Here is an 18,949-nt window from a genome sequence, read left to right on the forward strand (position 1 = left end):
AAGCACGATGAGCAATGCCACGGCCCAGGCCGGCGTCCAGGTCACCCCTGCCCAGTGGGACACCCTTCCCGTCGCCCAGCTGACCGCCCACCCCGGCAACGTCCGCGACATCAAGGTCCCCGCCAAGTTCCAGGCCGACATCAAGGCCAACGGCGTGCAGGAGCCGCTGTACGTGGTCCGTACCCACGGCGACGTGCCGCAGGTGATAGACGGCTTCCGGCGGCTGGCCGCCGCCGTCGCCGCCGGACTGGAGACCGTGCCGTTCACGGCCCGCCCGGTCATCCGTATCGACGCGCTCACCCCGCACCCCCAGAACGCCCGCGAGGAACTCGACATCAACGCCGCGTTCGTCGAGTCGCTCCGCTCCGAGGGGTGCCGCGTCCCGGTCAAGGTCCAGAGGCTGGACGGGGGAGTCGTCCAGGTCAACGACGGGAACCGGCGGTTCTTCGGGGCCCAGGAGGCAGGACTTACCCACCTCCCGTACGAGTGGGACGACGACGACCGCGACGCGGCCGGGCAGTTCCTCGACATGATCACCACAGCCCAGCACCGCAAGGCGCTCAGCCACGGCGAGATGACCGCCGCCATGTTCAGCGCGTCCGAGGCGGGCGCCCAGGTGGGCCGCATCGCCAAGGCGGCCGGGGTCCGGCAGAAGGACGTCAAGGCCGTCGTCAAGGTCAAGGGCGACAAGGCTCTGAGCGACGCCGTCGCCAGCGGCACCTACGCGTGGACGTTCGATCAGCTTGCCGCCCTGTCGGAGTTCGCGGACGACGCCGAGGCGCTCGCGACGATCACCGAGGCCGCCGAGGAGGCCGAGGACGACGACGCCGACGAAGTCGATTGGGCAATCCGGATCGAGCGGACCAAGCGCGAGAAGCGCGCGAAGGCCGGGGCTCACCGCGCCGAGCTGGAGAAGGCCGGGCAGAAGGTCCGGGACATGGCGGAACTGTCCGACCGGGCTACCCCGGTATGGCGGCTCAAGACCCCGGACGGGGGGCGCATCACGGCCGAGGGGCACGCGGAGTGCAAGGGGCAGGTGTGGGTACTGGAGGACGCCGAGGACGAGCAGCTCAAGCCGTACTGCACCTCCCCCGCCCTGTACGGCCACGCCGAGCCCGGCAGCCCCATGGGCGGCAGCGGCAAGAGCACCGCCCAGAAGGAGGCGGAGAAGGTGGCCCGCGCCGCCGTCAAGAAGGGCAACCTTGAATGGGACGCCGCCGAGACCCGCCGCCGCGAGTGGCTCACGGATCTGATCAAGCGCCGCAACCTCCCCAAGGACACCACCAACACCTTGATCGGCCACGTCAACGCGGCATTGCTCGGAGGGACTTGGGGAATCTGCGACGATCTCAACAAGGAGCCCACCACCAACATCCTGGCGGGTCTGCTCGGCCTCACCGGCGACAAGGCGAAGCACCGCACGGACTTCCCCGAGCACGTCGCAAAGGACCCCCGCCGGGCCCCTCAGCTCCAGTTCGCCGCCGTCGCCGCCGTCCGCGAGAAGAACGCCCCCCGGGCGGCATGGCGCACCGACGACCAGCGTGCCCCCTGGTACAGGACCCCCACCGGCAAGTGGTTCGCGATCCTCGAAGCACTCGGGTACCAGCTCACCCCGATTGAGCAGTCCGTGAAGGACAACGAGCCGTACGACCCGAACAAGAAGAAGCGCGCCGCGATCACCGCCGCCGAGCCCGAGCAGGCCGACCAGGCGCCCGCCGACGACGCAGCCGCCGCCTAAGACCCTCAGCCGCACGACGCCGGGGCGGGATGACCCGCCCGCCCCGGCCGCCCCAGGAGCCCCACAGTGACCCGTACAGCCCCGTTCGAGACCCTCACCGACGACCACGGTTGTGGCTGCATCCCCGCCCCCGCCGAGCCCGACCCGAGCACCACGGCCGACATCATGCAGGCCCGCGCGATTGCGGCCGGTCTCGCGGAGTTCGGTATCGGGCCCGCCCGCTGGAGCGCCGCCTACGACCACGAGGCCGCCGCCGTCGTCCTACGGGTGGACACCCCGCGCGGGCTGTACGCACTCGCCATCCCCGCCCCCGGCCAGCCGTTCCCCGTCCGCCACCGGGGCGAGCGCATCGGAGCCCTTGACTGCCGCCGCACCTACGGCACCGCCGACAGCTACACCGCCGCCCTGTTCGCCGCGTTCCTCCGGGACCGCGCCGCACTGGAAATCCCCGGCCGCGACGCTTTCCCTTTGCCTCGAAACATGGTTTAATTAATGGTGTCGGAGGGGGAGGGCAACACCCCCTCCGACCACCGGGCCGCACGCGGCCCGCCAGGTCCGGCCGAACGCGGAGGGCAACCCGCCCGGCCGGGCGCTCAACTTCTCTCACCAGATGGAGCACCCACGATGATCAGCGCAGCCATGCGTTTCGACGTGCCCGCCACGTCCGCCAACCACGTCCGTCAGCTTGTCGAGGCCACCAACACCCGCGCCGCCGTCCACGGGCTCACGGCCTACTCGCTCGATATCTCCGCGCCGTTCCTCGCGGACTACAAGGACCCGTTCGACGGCCGGGTTGTCGGCCAGCGTTCCATGGTCACCGTGACGGTCTTCGGGGAGATCCCGCGTCACAGCGGCTGGACCGTCGTGGCCCGGCTGGACCACGACGAGGAGGGCGAGACGCTCCTCAGCCTCTTCCCCGGACTGCCCGAGCAGCTTGCCGCCGAGGCGAGCGCACAGCGCGTGATCGCGAACTTCTGCCACGGCTGCAAGGTCGCCCGCCACCGGACCGCGACCTACCTTGCCCGCCACGACAGCGGCGAGTACCGGCAGTTGGGCACCACGTGCGTGGAGCCGTACACCGGACTGCCCATCAAGGGCCTTGAGGCACTGTGGCGCTTCGGCAAGCTGAAGGACTCCGATTGGGACGACGACAGCGGCGAGCAGGGATACCCCGCCGACCTCCGGATCCCGGTGGCCGAGGTACTCCGGGTGACCGCCGCCATCGTCGCCCAGGACGGCCGTTACTACAGCCGCGCCGAGGAGTGGAAGAAGACCCAGCCGACCGCCGACGGCGTCGAGGCGTATTTCTTCAGCCGCAAGGCCCCGGCCGAGTGGCGAGCCGGAATCGACGCCGAGCCCGACGCGACCGCCACGGCCGCCGCCGTCCGCGAGTGGGCCGTCCAGGGGTACGGCAGCCTGAACGACTACCGCCACAAGGTGGGTCAGTTGGCCAAGGTGGAGACGGTCGCGCCCCGCCACCTCCCCACCCTCGTCTCCGCGATCGCGGGTTGGCACCGCGACCAGGAGAAGGCCGCCGCCGAGCGCGCCGCCCAGAACTCCCAGCCGCAGGGCACCAAAGGGGAGCGGCTCACCGTCACCGCCACCGTGACGACCGTGATCGAGCTGGAGGAGCGGTTCTACGGCTACCACGCCCAGCGCCGCCGCCTGATCAAGTTCCAGGACACCAGCGGCAACGTGTACGTCTGGTTCAGCAGCGCGGCCACCGTCCCCGACAAGGGCGACGAAGTCGAGTTGACCGGCACGGTCAAGGACCACAGCACCTACGGCGAGGTCACGCAGACCGTACTCACCCGGTGCCGCATCAAGGAGCGCGAGCTAGCCGCAGCGTGAGCAGTCCGGCCGGGCGGGGGAAACCGCCGCCCGGCCGGACCCCGGCCGCCGGGGCCGTGGCGTGGGCGGCATCGAGCCGCCCCCACCACGCACGCCAACCGCCGGCGAACCCACAGAGCCAGTGGCGGCCGTCGCACCGGAACGCAAGAAGGACGTCCCGCGGGGACGGCTCAGCGCGGCCCGGCTCGCGTCCGGCCGGAGCGTCCAGGCCGCAGGCGGCCCTCCCGCCCCGTCCGGACGCCGGGCCAAGGGCGTGCCCTGCGGGCACGACGGCACTGTCCGTCGCGCTCCGCGCGACCAAGGCGGCATCCCCAGGTCGGAGTGCGGCGCGCTCCCCGACCGCACCACCCAGACACCAACGAGGAACACCCCATGTCCGAGAACGCGTGCGCCGCACGCCCGCAGGAACCGGGCGCCCCGTCGGGGGCGCCGTCCCCGCAGACCTGCCTCCAGGTCGCCAGGCAAGCCGCGATCCTGGCCGTCACCGCCGCCGACGACGCTATGACCGCCGTGTGCCACAGCCGATCCGGTGCCGCCGCCCGTCTGGAGGCGGTCATGCAAGCAGCTCACCAGGCAGCGGTCGAGGCCGAAAGCTGGGCCGACCGTGCCGAGGAGTACGCCGCCGATCCCGCCATGCCGAGCAGCTCGCTGGCGTACTGCGCCCGAGAGGCTGTCGCCCACGCCGTCCGCGCCCAGTCGGCGGCCGGGGTCGCGGAGACGGCCGCCGACCTGCGGGCCGAGCTGGAGCGGAAGTTGACGGCGGCCGAGTACGCCGAGCGGGAGAGCGCCCGCCGCCGGGAAGAGGCTCAACAGGAAGCCGAGGAGCGGACCGCTACTGGCATGGACCGCGAGAACCGCGACCGGGCGGCGCTGAACCGGCATCTTGCGGAACGGCACGTTGCCGAACTCGGCTGGACGGCCGGGCACGTCCGCGTGCTGGAGGCCGCCGAGACCGGCCGTCTGTACTGGCGAGGCGGGCGAGCCCGGCAGGCAGCACGACGCGGTGCTTGGGCCGGAGGCCGCAGGGTCAGCCGCGAGCGGACGCAGGCGCTGTACGCAGCACGGTTCCTTGTCGCCGTCCGCCAGGACGACGACACCCGCGTGCTCACCCCCAGCCCGATGGGCCAGGCCGCACTGGAACTTGCGCGGCTGCACCCGGCCGGACTGCACGCCGCCGACCAGGCCGCCTACGAAGCTCGATTCGCCAAGGTCCGCCGACACCACAAGCGCCGCGACGACCAGAAGGCCGCCGCCCGCCGCCTGCCGCCGCTGGAATCCAGCGCACGGCGGCTGTACCAGCGGCCGGTCACGCTCGCCGAGCAAGAAGTGCTTGCCGAGCGCGCAGCGGCCGACCAGTGGGAGGACGAAGGCGGCCACTGCCCGGGTGCAGGCACCCCCCGCCCCGCGTCCAGGACTATCAAGTCCGCTCCAGAATCATGGAGTTGGGCGGAGATAGGTCCCGCGGTGCAGCCCGCCTTGTGGTGATGCCGGGCGCCGGCGTTAGAGCTTGATGCCTCCGGCGGGTCCTCCTCGGAGGGGGAGGGGGCCGGTCGGTTGGGTGCGGCGTCGTTGTGGTTGAGGTGGTGGGGGCGGGGTTCCCTCCTCGATCGGCCGTCCCAGCTTCGCGCACCGCGCCGCAGGGGTGTGCAGTCGTTCGTCCGGGTCCGGGACTTTCCTCGTACCTCAGAAAGTCCCGGCTTCCGGGCGCTCCACCGCACACCCCTGCACCACGGCACGCCGGGGCAGTGCCGTCCGACCGAGGAGGGAACCCCGCCCCGGGCCCCGTTGTGGCCGAGGCCCCAGCCCAGCCGGACCCGGAGCGCGCGGAAAAGTCCAGGTCAGAGCCCATATCCAGGTTGACCCGGACCCTGAAACATGGTTTAATTAGTGATGCCGGAAGGGGAGGGCAACACCCCAGCCGGCCCCGGAGCCGCGCCATCCCGGCACGGCCAACTCTCACCAGGAGAACCGTCATGGAGCAGAAGCCTTCCGTCGTCGCGCTCGCGCACACCATCGCCCTCGCACTGAACGGCGACTGGCGACCCGAGCAGGTCGGGTACGGGGCGGAGAGCTATACGCACGCCGCAGCGCTCATCCACCCCGACGGCCCGGTACTCCACCTCTCCGAGCGGTGGGACGAGCCCGGTTACCTCCAGGTCCGAGGGGCGTTCCCCGTCACCTCCTACCCGTTCCGGCGCGGCGACCGCGACAGCCTCAAGGTCACCATGGAGGACACCCCCCAAGCCGTCGCCGCCCTCATTGAGGAACGCCTCATGCCCGGCTACCGCGACGCGTTCGGCAGGGTCGAGGAGTACAACGCCGAGGAAGCCGAGATGCGCGAGCAGGTCGAGGGAATGGCCCGCGACTTCTCCGACCGGCTCCCCGGAGCCCGCACCAGGGTGGACGGCACCAACGCCATGGTCACCCTTGAACTGGAGCCCGGAGACATCCGCATCGGTATCGAAGGGGGCAAGGTAGACATCCTCCTGAGTGACGCCCCGGCGATCATCGCCGACGCCGTTGTATTCGCGATCAGCCGATTCCTGCCCCATGTCCAGACCCCCGCCGACGAGCACGGGCGCCCCGTCGGGTACTGCGCGCACTGACCAGCGAGCGGGGGCGCTCCGGCGTCCCCGTCCTCCCCCTGCACCAGAAAGACCGCCATGAGCGCAGACCTCTACGTCATCACGCCCGGATGGACCGTCCAGGCCCCCTACGTCCGCACAACGCTCCGCCGAGCCCTTGAACTCCAGTCCGCACAGAACGTGTGGAGCGGCACCGAGCACATCAGCAACGCGCGCGGCCTACTCCACGGCGACGAACTCCCCGACTCCGGCCGGTGGGCGCTCAACCGATCCCAACTCACCACCCTTGTCATCGCGCTGAAGTGGCGCCGGGCCAAGCGAGGCACATGGGAGGCGACCACCCCGCCCGACGTCATCGCCCATTACGAGGAGATCGAGGACGCCGTAACCCAGGCGTACCGGGCAGCCTGCCACGCCGAAGGCCGTTACTGGATCTAGAGGCTTGATCAAACCCTAGAAACATGGTTTAATTAATGGTGTCGGAGGGGGAGGGCAACACCTCCTCCGACACCACGGGGCCGGTCGGCCCCGGTGCTCAGTCGATCTCACCAGGAGGAAACTGCCATGGCCCGCAAGCCCAAGATGAGCCAGGACGAACGACGCGCCTACTCCGCGCAGATGCGCGCCGATCTCGAAGCCGTCATGGACCGCGCATACGTCGGCATGGTCGCCAGCGAGCAACTGTGGGCCGAGGTCATGCGCACCGCCGCCGTCCTCCCTGACCGCAGCCCGACCAACGTCGTCGCCATCGCAGCCCAGTGCCCCGGAACCACGCGCGTGCTCAGTGCCGGAGACTGGCGTAAGGCCGGTCGCCACCCCGCCAAGGGCTCCACCTCCCTCCGCATCTGGACCCCGATCAAGCGCCGGTCGGCCGAGGCCGCCGAGGCGCCCGAAGGGCCCGGCGACGCCCAGCAGGCGCCCGCCGAGGGCGCCGCCGAGGACGGCCCCCGCAAGGTCTCCGGCTACAAGGCCGGACCCGTATTCGACATCACCCAGACCGAGGGCGACGACTACACGCACCCCGCACCCGCCGCACTCCCCGCCCCGGCCGTCCGCGATGTCCTGATCACGCAGTACCGCGAGACCTACGGCGAGGACCCCGAGACCGCCGGGGGATTCGACTTCACCCAGCACGCCCCGGACAACGCCGCCCGCATCCTCCTGTACGGCCACGCGTTCCGCCGCATCAACCCGGCCGATGCCCTGGTGCCGGACCAGCACGCCGCCGAAGTCGCGTCCGCCGCCCACGTCTCCGCCCTCATGCTCGGCATAGCCCCCGGACCGGCCGTCATGCCCCCGCTCGCGGGCATCATCACCGGCGACAAGAAGCCCCCCGTGCACGGGGCCGCAGTCCGCGCCATCGAGACCGGCCGCGCCATCGCGGACGCCGTCCGCCCGGCCGTCGAATCCGGCACCCGCGAACTTGCCATGATCGGTTGACCGACCCCCTAAAACATGGTTTAATTAGTGGTGTCGGAAGGGGAGGGCAACACCCCGACCGACACCACACCGGGGCCAACCAGCCCCGCCCCTCTCACCAAAAGGAACACGCGATGACCACCGCCACGCAGACCACGAAGCCCACCGTCCAGGACTTCCCCACCGCCACGCTCGTACTGGCCGGACCCTGGTTCCAGGGCCATCAGCTCGACGCCCGCCCCGCCATCGTCGTCGGCCCCTTCGGCGAGCCGGAGACCACGACGACCGTCCTGGTCTGGTACTTCACTATCGGCGCCCCCGAGCCCGGCGACAGCGTCCAGGCCATGTTCCCCAACGAACTTGTGCCGCTGGACGACACCTTGACCACGATGCACGCGGGCACGTTCAAGGACCTCATGGTCAGTCTGCGGCGGGGCCGGTTTGCCTACGACCACGGAGACGCGCTCCGCGCCGCAGTGCTCCAGGCATGGCGCGAGCGGGCCGGTCTGGCCGACGCCGCCCCGGAAACGGGCTACACGCTCCACCGCAGCTGACCACCGCCCCGCCGGTCCGGGGGAGGGCAACACCTCCGGACCGGCGGCCCCGAAAGGGGAAGCGGACACCCCCTTCGGGGGCGACAGCAACAAGGCCCGGTGCGTTCACCGCCGCTGACCGACTCCGCCGCAGGCGGCTCCGCCGGCCACCGACGGGCACCGGGACGGACGCGCCCCGCGGGGGCGCGGCTGCCTCTGCCGTCGCGCAGGGCGCGACGGCCCGCGAGCCGCTCGTCCCTCCCGGCCCGCGCCTGTGGCACAGGCCGCATTGCAAGGCAACGTTCCGCCCTTCGGCCGGAACGAACTCTCTCACCAGAAACGACAGTTCAATGTCTCTTGAGATCAAGCACTCACGCCGCGAAGGAACCCTCATCGAGGGCACGAGCCGGAATGACGGCTCGAAGGAAGTCCTCCGCACCCGCCACTACGCATCCGGCTACACCACGCTCGCCAAGTGGTCGCGCAACCTCGGGTGCTGGTACCTCCCCTACAGCCGAGACAAGCGCACCTCCCGGCCGATGCTGGAGGCACTCGCCGAGCGCCTCCGCGCCGAAGGCTTCGAGGTCACCGTCACCATCGACGAGACCGACCGCCGCACCTTCGCCGAGGCGGAGCAAGACCGTGTTGAGCGGGCCGAGGACCGCGCCGAACGCTTCGGCCAGTACGCGGACAACGCCGCCACCAGGTCCGAGTCCGCGTGGAAGCGCAGTCACGAAATCTCCGAGCGCTTCCACATGGGCCAGCCGATATTGGTCGGCCATCACTCCGAGCGTGGCGCCCGCCGCGACCACGAGCGCATGGACACCGCCATGCGGACCAGCATCGGCGAGCGGGAGAAGGCCGGTTACTGGGCCGACCGGGAGAAGGCCGCAGCCGGATACGAAGCCTTCCGCAAGAACCCCGGCCGTACCCTGCGCCGGATCGACAAGCTGAACGCCGAACTCCGCGCGGTGGAGAAGTGGCAGCGCGGCGAGTCCGCTTGCGGCCAGTTCAGGAACATCGACAACCCCGACATCCGCCAGGAACTAGAGCTCCGGCACCAGGAGCTGACCGAGGAAATCGCCTACTGGCAGGACGTGATCAAGGAAGCCGAAGCTCAGGGCTTCAAGGTCTGGTCACGAGCCGACTTCCAGCGCGGGGACTACGTTCGCGCGCGCGGTACCTGGTACGCCGTCCTGCGCGTCAACCCGAAGTCCGTCACGGTGCCGCACATCTTCAACAGCACCGGCCGCAACGTCGTCCACGCCGAGGGCAACCACTACCAGGGGACGACGACCGTGCCCTACGACAACGTCACCGGGCGCAAGAGCGCCGCCGAGATGCAGCAGCCGCCCCAGGTCGAGGCCGACGAACACCAGGAGCAGGCCGAGCAGTCCCCGCCGATCGAGGAGCCGGAACCGGCGGCCGAGACCTCCCCCATGTCCCACTCCAGCCAGTGGCCCGCGGAAGTACGCCGCTGGGCTCACGGTCACCACGCCCCCGAAGGGAAGCCGACGCCTGCCGAAGGAGCGAACTGGCAGGAGGGCATGGCGCTGGTGCTCATCGCCTCGAAGAACACCCGCCGCTCCCGCAAGCGCGCTCTGTGGGCGATGACCCGCCGCGAGGCACAGGCCGTGTGCGGCGACCCCCGCACCTCCGGCCGCTCCTACATGCTCACCTGGACCGAGCGGCCCGGCACCGAAGGCGCCGACTGGGAATGGGTCCCGGACAACGGCAGCCACGCCCCGGTCCTTTCGGACCTGGGCATCACCCCGCGCCGTGCATGGACCGCCGCCCCGCAGGCCCCGGCCGCCGCGTAGCGCCCCGCCCGCCCCGGCGGCTGAGTACGCCGGGGCGGGCTCCCACTCTCACCAGAACAGGGCACCATCATGACCACTCAACTCCTCGACCGGCCCGCAACCGCCACGGTCCCCGGCCAGCTCGACCACCCGACGACCAACCAGGGGGCAGACGTCACCACGGCCGCCGTGCCGTACCGCATCGGAACCCCGGACGCTGCGAGCCGCTACCCCGTGATCGTCGGCGAAGACTGGGTGATCGGACAGGCCCACCGCTGGCACCGGGATTGGTGGACCGACTCCAGCGCGGGGGAGCACAACCTCCGCCGCCCGCCCAAGGGCACCCCGGGCATCGACATGGCCGCCGCCTACCTCGCCGAGGAGTACGCCGCCGGTCGCATCACAGCCGTTCCGCTGGACCTGGTACGCGCCGAGGCGCCCAAGCCGGTGTGCGGCCCGGTGCCGCTGCTGCACCCGCGGATGCCCGTCACGGACCGCAACATCAAGAGCGCCCTCACCGCGTTCGCCGGGCTCGCGGCCCACCACTGGCGGGCGGTCCTGACGGGATTCCCCGGAAGCGATAACCACTGGTACCTCTCCTGCCTGCTCTGCGGCTGGGAAGGCCCGAAGTTCTGGAGCCACTTGCGGGGCCGCAACGGCGCCCCGCCCAGCGCCCACCGCCACGAGGGCGGGTGCGTCGGCGAGGAAAAGGTCCGCGAGCTGATCACCGCCTACCAGCAGTAGCCCGACCTCCCCGGGGGCGGCGCGACGCCGCCCCCGGGTCTCTCCCCGAACGGACTTCCTCATGCCGATCCGCTACAGCCCCGAAAGCGTCCTCATCCCCACGGACCCCGTCGAGATCCTCCAATGGGCCGCCTGCCACATCGAGAAGGTCGGTCTCCACCAGGGCCGCGACATCTTCGCCGGCGCCGGACGCACCGTCACCCTCGCGTGCTCACCCCGCGGAGCCATCGACGTCGCCGCCGGGGACGCACGCCGCAGCAGCAACCGCTACTACGACACCGACGCCATCCGACGAGGACGCGCCCGCGCCCTCCGGATCTTCGCCGAGCATCTCGCGGGACACCCGCTCGAAGCCCGCGACCCCCACGACGCCGAGTACCTCCACCGTGGCGTGATCGACCAGTGGAGCAACGCGCCCGGCCGCACCACAGCAGAAGCCGCCCAAGCTCTCCGCACCGCCGCCGACCCCGCCGCACACCTCTTCTGACCGGGCCCGCCGGGGGCGGGCACAGCCCCGTCCCCGGCGCCGCCAACCACTCACGACCACAAGGCCAGCACCATGCACGCGACGAAGGAACCCGCCACCACCGCACCGGCACCGCGCACGCCGGCCCGGCGCGGCGCCGCTCAGCCCAGCCGGGACGGCATCGCCCGGATCGGAGTCCCTCTCCAACCCCGGCTCAGTGCATCCGAACTCACCCGCGTACTCACCGCCGCACCCGCCGAACACGACCTTGCGACCCTCGACCCCGTCGCGGTCCGTGCCCTTGTCGCCGACGTGCTCACCCAGCACGGCTACGACGTACTCACCCGGACCACGTACGACCGCAACGACGACCGCCACCAGGACGCCCGCCGCGCGATCCGCCGAGCCTACGGCCACCGCTTCACCTACGCCCCGGACGAACAAGCCTTCCTCGCGGACCCCCTCCTTGACGTCATTCGTGCCGACCTCTTGGACCAGCCGTGACACTCCCCGAAATCCTCGGCGCCCGCGCCCGTCAGACCTACTACTGGCAAGTGCGCAACCAGCGCAGCCGCAGGCGCTCCGTACACGGCGTGCACGCGTGCGAGACATGGCACATCCGCCACGGACACCCGGGCGGTGCCTACTCCGACTTCGGCCACGACCTCACCCCGCCCGACCACCACAGCCCCACCCTCCTCACGCGGCGTACTTACGGGCGGGACGACGACCAGTACCGAGGAGGCTGCCTCTCCTGCGACTGGGAGGGGAACGTCGCCGTCGGCCCGGAGCACGAGGCGTTCAACACCGCCATCGAGGACGCCCACGATCACGCGTTCCCCGACTGGCGATCGCTCCCGATCACCACCCACCGCGCCGAGCTATGGGACCTGCCCCACAACCAACTCCGGTGGGCACAGATAGCCAGCGGGTACCCCCGCGGATGGGCCGAAGCAGGGGCCCCGCTGGTCGTCTGGCGACACCGCCGAAACGACCTCCACCAGCCGCCGCACCGGCGCCGGCCCCGGTACGAACTCCAGGTCGCCAAGCCCCCTCGGCAGCTCTCCGCCACCGCAGCCGGGCAAGCAGAGCTGTTCTGAATCTTTCGGCACGGCGCCGAAGGCGACGACTCACCGGCGACCGTCGCCGTCCCCCGCCTCACCCCGTCACCGCCCGACGCCGGGCGACGGCCGCTTTCCCCAGCCCCGCCCCGGCGCGCAGCGCCACCGGAACCCCGCCCATGGCGGGCACCACCGTCATGGACAACCAGTCACGAGCCCCACCACCGCAAAGGTGGTTTAATTTCCTCCCTGGTGCCGGGGAGGGCAACACCCCGACCACCACACCGACCGACGGCGCCTGAAAAGACCGCCAAAAGGCGACGGCCAGCGCACGAGTGGCAACAAGGCGCTGGCCGTCAGTGTTCTCTCACCAAGAAAGAACCCCACCATGCTAAGCGACCAGCACCCCGACCGTCCCCGCCCCGGCGACTTCGCCCAGCTCACGACGGGTAACAGCATCGGGGCAGACCCCGGCCGCACCTTCGTCATAGTCGAGGACCTCCCGCCCCACCAGGAGCACATCGTCCTCAACCTCCCCGCCGGTCATCCGGAGCGCGACGACTGGGCCGCCGCCATCGACCTGGACGACATCGCCACGCTGACGCGCGTCACTCCCGAAGGCGCCCGCACCTGGGCACCGAACCCCGATCCCGAGGCCCGCGCGTGACCGCGCCGACCACCTCCCCGCCCGACCATGAACAGGAGAGCACCGTGCACCGCGACACCGGCGGCACGCTCTACTCGCGCGCCGAACTCAAGAAGATCCACGGCATCAGCGAGCCCACCCTCCAGAACCTCTGGAGCGACCGTGCCAACAACGGTCACCCCGAGGCCGTGGTCATCGACGGAGTCATGCACTGGTACGGGGGGAAGTGGATCACCTGGTACCACGAGCTTCAGCGGCAGCGTGCTGAGGCTGTCACCACAAATTCCCCCAACCTCTCCGGCGACCCCGAGGACGAAGTCGGCCCCGCGGAGGCCGCCCGCATCTGCGGGTTCGCTGACACCACGACCATCTCCCACTATGTGAAGAACCCGCCCGAGGGCTGGCCCGAGCCGTCCACCCACGACGTGTTGCCGAGCGGACGCAAGCGGCCGAAGTGGAAGCGGTGGCAGATGTGGGAGTACGTCGCCGAACGTAAGGGACGCGGGCACGCCGGCGGACGGCCCAAGGGCCGCCGCGGACTGGCGTACCCCTACCAGGGGGACGAGCGGCTCACCCTCGCCCGGCAGGCCGTTGCTGCCAACCCCGGTGCGACGAACGCCGAGCTGATCCCGGACCTCCAGACCCAGACGGAGAAGCTCTACTCCCGCCCGACCTGGAATCTGATTCTGAAGTCCGCCCGCGAGAACCCCGAGGACTAGTCGTGACCGCCGTCCCCTGTCCGCGATGCGCCGGGCCGCTCGGCGAGCGGCCCGCCCGATCCCGCCTCACGGCCGACCGTGACGTGTGGATCTGCACCCTGTGCGGCACCGACGAAGCCGTACGTGAAGCCACTGGCCGGACGCCCGTTCCCTTCGGTGACTGGCCCGTGCGTCCGTAGTACCTACCGCTTGCCGGCCCCGACCCCCGCTCCCTCGGAGCGGGGGCCGTTCGCGTACCCGGAGCCGGAGGGGCAGCGCTCAGACGTTTCGGTCGTGATGCCGCTGGGCCATCCCCTGAACGAACGCGGCGGCCAGACCGGTGGCCAGCCCGATCCCAAGTGCCGTCCCCCACCGGGCCCCGTCCGGATCGGAGAGCAACGGGTGCACGGCGAGGGTGACCACGACCAGGGTGATGAGTGAGACGGCGAGCGGCGGAACGCGGTACCACCACGGCGTACGTCGGCCAGTGCTCATAAGCCCTCCCCAGCGATCCCAGCGTCCTGGTGATCACCCTAGTGATCACCAGGACGACCAGGCCCGGATCTTGCCGAACGTCACCAGCGCCCCAGGCTCCCCACTCAGCGATTCCCGAGAGCCACCGAGGTAACAGCGTCCCCGCAGACCCAGCGGGCCCAAGTCAAAGCCGCAGCCAGGAATCACCCTCCGAAGCAGGAGCGACTACCCGCTCCCCATGACCGATCTTGAAATTTGAGGACCAAGGTATCGTCGGTTCCCGACGATACAATGATCAAAGACGACCGGATCTGACCGAGCTGACCGGAGGGGGTGGGCGGGCCGGTGGGGTGGGTGACGATGATCGGCCCGTCTGACGGACAGGTCGAGTACCGCCTGACCGGAGGCCACGGCTGCGGCAAGGCCACCACCGTCGATGCGGCCCCGCTCGTTGCCGCCATCGAGGCCAGGGCCGAAGAAACCGGGACCACCGTTCCCGCGCTGCTCGGCTCCACCGAGGCGAAGAAGGCGTTCTACCGCGCCCGCACCCAGCTGCGGAACTCCAAGAACGCCCGGTTCACCGGGTTCGACGCCGTCGAAGTCGCGGCAGCAGCAGGGCTGGAGGCCCACGAGCTGTACGGGGAGAACGTCCTTCCCGCCCCGGCCGCCGACGGCCAGGTTGACTACCACCTGGACGCCAGCGAGCGCCCCCTGATGTGGATCGGAGGCGGCCTCAGCGAGTTCGGCATTACCCCCGGCAGCGTGCTCGACCCGGCCCAGTTCCCGGCCGCCCGCCGCCTCACGCGCGGCGAGGACCCGTACTCCGGCAAGACGCTCGTGGAACCGAAGCTCGCCATCGCGCCCACGGCCAAACTGCCCGCCGCCCCTCTCGTCCGGGCCATCCGCCGAAGCGCCGCCGAGCGCGGCGTGAAGCCGGAGGCGCTGCTCAACTCGAAGACCAAGAAGGCCGAGTTCGGGCGCATGGAAAGGCAGCTCACCCGGTTCGGCGAAGCTCACCGTGTCCCCGCGTCCACCCTCCTCAAGTTGGCCGGCGCCGTTGGCGTCGAAGCCGCCGAGCTGTACGGCGAAGAGGCTCTGGAGAAGGCGCTCGCTGCCGAGTCCGGTGGGCACCTCGATGCCCGCGTGCTTCTGCGCGCGGTCGAGGACAAGGCCCGCCAGGCCGGACAGCAACCCGCCGACCTGTTCACCGCAGAGAAGATGAAACGGCGCTACGCACAGACCGAGGTCGAGGGCGGCCGACGTCTGCGCGATCTTCCCATGGCCGTGCGCGAGGCGGTCGCCATGGCCAAGGCCGCCGGGCTCGCCCCCGATCAGGTGTGGGACGCCGAAGAGATCAAGGCCGCCATGCGGGAAGGCCGCGTCGAAGTCGGCAACCGCGCCGCGGACGTCACCTTGGACCTTCCCAAGTCGCAGTCTGTGTTCCTGGCCTACGCGCCGGACGAGATGGCCGCCGAGATCGAGTCCATTTTCACGTCCGCCGGCCGCGAGTCCATCCAGGCCCTGGAGGACTGGACCGCGTACGCGATGCGCGGCCGTCACGGCGACGGGGAGGAAGCCGACACGATCAAGACGAGCGGGTTCTCTGGGTGGATGATGATCCACCGCGCGGCCCGCCCCGTCGGCGGCGCCCCGTACGGTGACCCTCACTTTCACCTGCACTTCACGCTGGCCAACATGGTCAAGGCCACCGACGGCAAGTGGTCCACCGTGGCCGCAGGCGGCCGTGACCTGCACCGTCACGCCCGCGCCACGCAGTCCCTGATGAACGCCCGCGTCCGCCGCGAACTCGCCGACCGCTACGGCATCCGCTTCCGCCGCGAGGAGCGCACCGGGGCCTGGGAGATCGCCGCGATCCCCGAGGCCACTATCCGGTTGTTCAGTAAGCGCGACAGCCAGGTCCGCCAGATGCTCACCAAGCTGGGACTCGACTACGACAGCGCCACCCTGCGCGAGCGCACCGCCGCGTCCGCCGTCTCCAAGTCGGCCAAGAACGGCGAGGCCGCAGGCGTCGCGGACGATGTCCTACGCGGGTACTGGCAGGCCGAAGGCCAGGCGGCCGGGGACGACCCCGAAGCGATCGCCACCGGCGCCATCCACAACGACGGCCAGGAGCCGAACCCGGACCTGGACGAGCTGTGCGGCATCGTTTTCGACCCGAAGACCGGCCTCACCAGCCACTCCAAGGAGTTCACGCACGCCGCCGCCATCGCGGCCGTACTCGACGCCCTCCCGTACGGGATTGGCACCGCCGCCGAAGCCGAGCGGCTCACCAAGTCGGTACTCCGGCACGCCGGTTACGCGGTCGAGCTGAACCCCAAGGGCGCGCAGCACTACGCACACGCCGCCCGGTACACGACCGCGGACGTCGTCGCCGCAGAAACGCTGATCGTCTCCGAGACCACCCGCCGCCTTGGCGAACAGACGGCGGTCGTCAGCGGCGACACGGTCGCGATGACCCTGTCCACCGTCGAGGCCCAGCACGGCGGGGACTTCGCGTTTTCCACCGAACAGCGCGCCGTACTGGAACGGCTTCTCACCGCCGGACACGGTATTGACGCCGTTGTCGGCGTCGCAGGCGCGGGCAAGACGACCATCATGGACGCCGCCCGCCAGGCGTGGGAGGCCCAAGGACTCGTCATCGCGGGCGCGAGCACGGCGGCCGTCGCCGCCGCCAACCTCAAGGCGGAGGCCGGGATCACCTCCCGCACCGTCGCCTCCTGGCTCACGGGCATCCGCAAGGGCAGACGCGGGCTCATCGGTGTGGACGTTCTTGTCGTGGACGAAGCCGCCATGTGCGACGACCGCGACGTTGCCGAGCTCCTCGCGCACGCCGCGAAGACCGGCACGAAGGTCGTCGGCATCGGTGACCCGAAGCAGCTGCACTCGCCGGGCGTCGGCGGCCACTTCGCTGCCGTCCACCACCTGGTGGGCGGGCTGGAGCTGACGGAGAACTTCCGGCAGAAGGACCCTGTCGAACGCCGCGCACTCCAGTTCTGGCGCGACAACCAGCGCGTGGAATCGCTGCGGACCTTCGCCGGCACCGGCCGTGTCCACGCGCTCGCCAACAAGGACGAGACACTCGCCGCGATGCTCACCGTGTGGGCGGACAAGCGCGCCGCGCACAGTGACGACCACACCGCTGTACAGCAGCTCCTCATGCTGGCCGCCACCAACGAGGTCGTCGAGGAACTCAATCTCGGCGCCCGCGCGCTGCGCAAGGCGAACGGCGATCTCGACGGCCCGGAGCACACCTACGCACTCGCCGGGGGCAAGGAACTCACCCTGTCCGTCGGCGAGCAGGTCCTTCTTCGCACCAACGACTACCGGGGCAAGCGGAGCCGGGGCGAGCACGAAGACGTCCTCAACGGATACCGCGGAATCGTCCGCGCCGTGGACGACGAGCGCCGCGTCCTGATCGAGTGGCGCGAGAAGACCCCCGATGGCCACAAGGACCACACCGAGTGGGTCGATACCGACTACATCGCCCAGGGCGGCCTGAGCCTCGGATACGCGATCACCGGCCACAAGAGCCAGGGCCTCAGCGTCCAGGAAGCCCTGGTCTACGGCCCCGGCGCACAAGCCAACGCCCTCTACACGATGATGAGCCGCGACAAGAAGGAGAGCCACCTCTTCCTCCCGCTGTCCACCTACGAGACGGACGCCGACCGGGCCCGCGCGGGCGAGCCGGAAACCGAGCAGGAACAGCTTGACCGCGCCGTCGCCGGGCTCATCCGCGAGATCGAGAACGGGACCGAGGAGGGGATGATCCTCACCGAACTCCCGCAGAATGCCGTGCCCGCACACATCCGCGAGGCCGTGGCCGACCTGCCCATCCCCCGCGCGCCCGGCTCCGCCGAACCGCAGTACGACGAGGTCCCGGAGACGGTCACCGAGCCCGCCGACCGAGGAACCCGCACCACGCCGAACCGCCCCGCGGAACCCGCTCCACAAACGCCCACGCCGAGGAGCGACCGCCAATACGCGCACCTCAGCAACGAGGCCCTGCGCGACGCCGTCCGGAAGGCCGCCACCGCCACCCGGACGACCCGAGCAGCAGCCGAGAAGGCCGAGGCGAAAGCCGACCGAGCCGAACAGCAGGCCGCAGCAGGCACCGGCCCGAACGTCCTCGCGCTCCACCGCCGGGACCAGGACCTCACCCACCGGGCAGAGGCGATTCACGAGGTCCGGACCCTGACCAACACCATCACTCAGCACACCCAAGTGCAGCGCGGCACGGACGAGCGGCTGCACCAGCTTGAACAGCAACTGACCGCCACCAGCCGGTTCGGACGCCCCGCACTGCGCGGTGACGACCGTGCCCGTGCCGAAGCCGAGCGCGACACCCTCCACCAGCACCGTGCCGACGGCGTCCGTGAGCTGGAGGCCCTGCACGCGGGGCTCCGCGAGGTCTCGGCCATCGCGGGCCCCGTCGAAGAACACGACGACGTCCTGACCGAAACAGCGACGCTCAAACGCGACAAGACCGCTCTGCTCCGCCGCGCTCACGAACAGGACAACAAGGCCGCCAAGTCGCTTCGTACCGAAGCGACTAAGGCCCGGAGCACTGCTCGCGGTGCTGCTCACCGAGAAGCCGGCCTCCGGGCCGAGCACTCGCGGCGCGTACAGCCCGGTGCTCAGGCAAGCCCCGAAACAGAAGAGACCCCTAGGCCCTCAAGGGCACCGCAGGCCAAGTCCCCGTACGCCAACCGAAACGCGATGGACTTCGTACAGCCCAGCCCGCCGCCGGACAGCGCGCAGGACGCACCGCCCGCATAGAAGGTGCCAGCCCCGGGCTCGCCTCATACTCCGGAGGCGGCGGACCTGCGCCGGATGTGCTTGCACCGGACACCGCGCTCGATGTCCTGAAGCGAGGGTCTGCGACGTGCCCCGCAATCGATGCATTCGCTGTCCCAG

17 protein-coding genes are annotated in these 18,949 nt (G+C 70.6%); 16 read left to right on the forward strand and 1 reads right to left on the reverse strand.

Annotation, left to right across the window (positions count from 1 at the left end; all coding sequences use genetic code 11):
- Positions 1-7: 7 nt before the first annotated feature.
- The 15 genes from C9F11_RS21000 (at position 8) to C9F11_RS21070 (ending at position 13,561) form a co-directional block, all read left to right on the forward strand.
- Positions 8-1,738, forward strand: a complete 1,731-nt coding sequence (locus tag C9F11_RS21000; RefSeq protein WP_138960724.1) for a ParB N-terminal domain-containing protein — start codon at positions 8-10, stop codon at positions 1,736-1,738.
- 66 nt (positions 1,739-1,804) lie between these two features.
- Positions 1,805-2,227 (forward strand): hypothetical protein, encoded by a 423-nt coding sequence (locus C9F11_RS21005; RefSeq protein WP_138960725.1) that lies wholly within the window; start codon positions 1,805-1,807, stop codon positions 2,225-2,227.
- A gap of 135 nt (positions 2,228-2,362) precedes the next feature.
- Positions 2,363-3,589, forward strand: a complete 1,227-nt coding sequence (locus tag C9F11_RS21010) for a hypothetical protein (protein ID WP_249401810.1) — start codon at positions 2,363-2,365, stop codon at positions 3,587-3,589.
- Positions 3,590-3,961: 372 nt separating this feature from the next.
- Positions 3,962-5,074, forward strand: coding sequence for a hypothetical protein (locus tag C9F11_RS21015; RefSeq protein WP_138960726.1), 1,113 nt, complete (start codon positions 3,962-3,964; stop codon positions 5,072-5,074).
- A 488-nt stretch (positions 5,075-5,562) separates the two neighbouring features.
- A complete protein-coding gene (locus C9F11_RS21020) occupies positions 5,563-6,195 on the forward strand; it encodes a hypothetical protein (protein ID WP_138960727.1) in 633 nt (210 codons plus the stop codon).
- A 57-nt stretch (positions 6,196-6,252) separates the two neighbouring features.
- The gene (locus C9F11_RS21025) at positions 6,253-6,612 is read left to right on the forward strand and encodes a hypothetical protein (protein WP_138960728.1); all 360 of its coding nucleotides are present in this window, start codon (positions 6,253-6,255) and stop codon (positions 6,610-6,612) included.
- A gap of 126 nt (positions 6,613-6,738) precedes the next feature.
- The gene (locus C9F11_RS21030; protein WP_138960729.1) at positions 6,739-7,614 is read left to right on the forward strand and encodes a hypothetical protein; all 876 of its coding nucleotides are present in this window, start codon (positions 6,739-6,741) and stop codon (positions 7,612-7,614) included.
- A 113-nt stretch (positions 7,615-7,727) separates the two neighbouring features.
- Entirely contained in the window at positions 7,728-8,147 is a 420-nt protein-coding gene (locus C9F11_RS21035) for a DUF6409 family protein (protein WP_138960730.1), read from the forward strand.
- 329 nt (positions 8,148-8,476) lie between these two features.
- Positions 8,477-9,946, forward strand: a complete 1,470-nt coding sequence (locus tag C9F11_RS21040) for a DUF3560 domain-containing protein (RefSeq protein WP_138960731.1) — start codon at positions 8,477-8,479, stop codon at positions 9,944-9,946.
- A 69-nt stretch (positions 9,947-10,015) separates the two neighbouring features.
- Positions 10,016-10,669, forward strand: coding sequence for a hypothetical protein (locus C9F11_RS21045; protein ID WP_138960732.1), 654 nt, complete (start codon positions 10,016-10,018; stop codon positions 10,667-10,669).
- Positions 10,670-10,730: 61 nt separating this feature from the next.
- Positions 10,731-11,156 carry a DUF6197 family protein gene (locus C9F11_RS21050; RefSeq protein WP_138960733.1) on the forward strand — a complete coding sequence of 142 codons (426 nt, stop codon included), beginning with the start codon at positions 10,731-10,733 and terminating at the stop codon, positions 11,154-11,156.
- 72 nt (positions 11,157-11,228) lie between these two features.
- A complete protein-coding gene (locus C9F11_RS21055) occupies positions 11,229-11,639 on the forward strand; it encodes a DUF6181 family protein (protein WP_138960734.1) in 411 nt (136 codons plus the stop codon).
- A complete protein-coding gene (locus C9F11_RS21060) occupies positions 11,636-12,235 on the forward strand; it encodes a DUF6349 family protein (RefSeq protein WP_138960735.1) in 600 nt (199 codons plus the stop codon). The genes C9F11_RS21055 and C9F11_RS21060 overlap by 4 nt, the downstream gene beginning before the upstream one ends.
- A gap of 349 nt (positions 12,236-12,584) precedes the next feature.
- On the forward strand, positions 12,585-12,863 hold the full coding sequence (locus C9F11_RS21065; RefSeq protein WP_138960736.1) for a DUF6211 family protein: 279 nt from the start codon (positions 12,585-12,587) through the stop codon (positions 12,861-12,863).
- Positions 12,860-13,561 carry a hypothetical protein gene (locus C9F11_RS21070; RefSeq protein WP_138960737.1) on the forward strand — a complete coding sequence of 234 codons (702 nt, stop codon included), beginning with the start codon at positions 12,860-12,862 and terminating at the stop codon, positions 13,559-13,561. Before C9F11_RS21065 ends, C9F11_RS21070 begins: the two co-directional genes overlap by 4 nt.
- A gap of 258 nt (positions 13,562-13,819) precedes the next feature.
- Here the strand turns inward: C9F11_RS21070 and C9F11_RS21075 are convergent, their stop codons facing one another.
- A complete protein-coding gene (locus C9F11_RS21075) occupies positions 13,820-14,035 on the reverse strand; it encodes a hypothetical protein (RefSeq protein WP_138960738.1) in 216 nt (71 codons plus the stop codon).
- A 339-nt stretch (positions 14,036-14,374) separates the two neighbouring features.
- Here C9F11_RS21075 and mobF point away from each other — a divergent pair, with 339 nt between their 5' ends.
- The gene (gene mobF, locus C9F11_RS21080) at positions 14,375-18,811 is read left to right on the forward strand and encodes a MobF family relaxase (protein ID WP_249401811.1); all 4,437 of its coding nucleotides are present in this window, start codon (positions 14,375-14,377) and stop codon (positions 18,809-18,811) included.
- Positions 18,812-18,949: the final 138 nt, after the last annotated feature.

It is taken from the genome of Streptomyces sp. YIM 121038 (assembly GCF_006088715.1).
GTDB lineage: Bacteria > Actinomycetota > Actinomycetes > Streptomycetales > Streptomycetaceae > Streptomyces.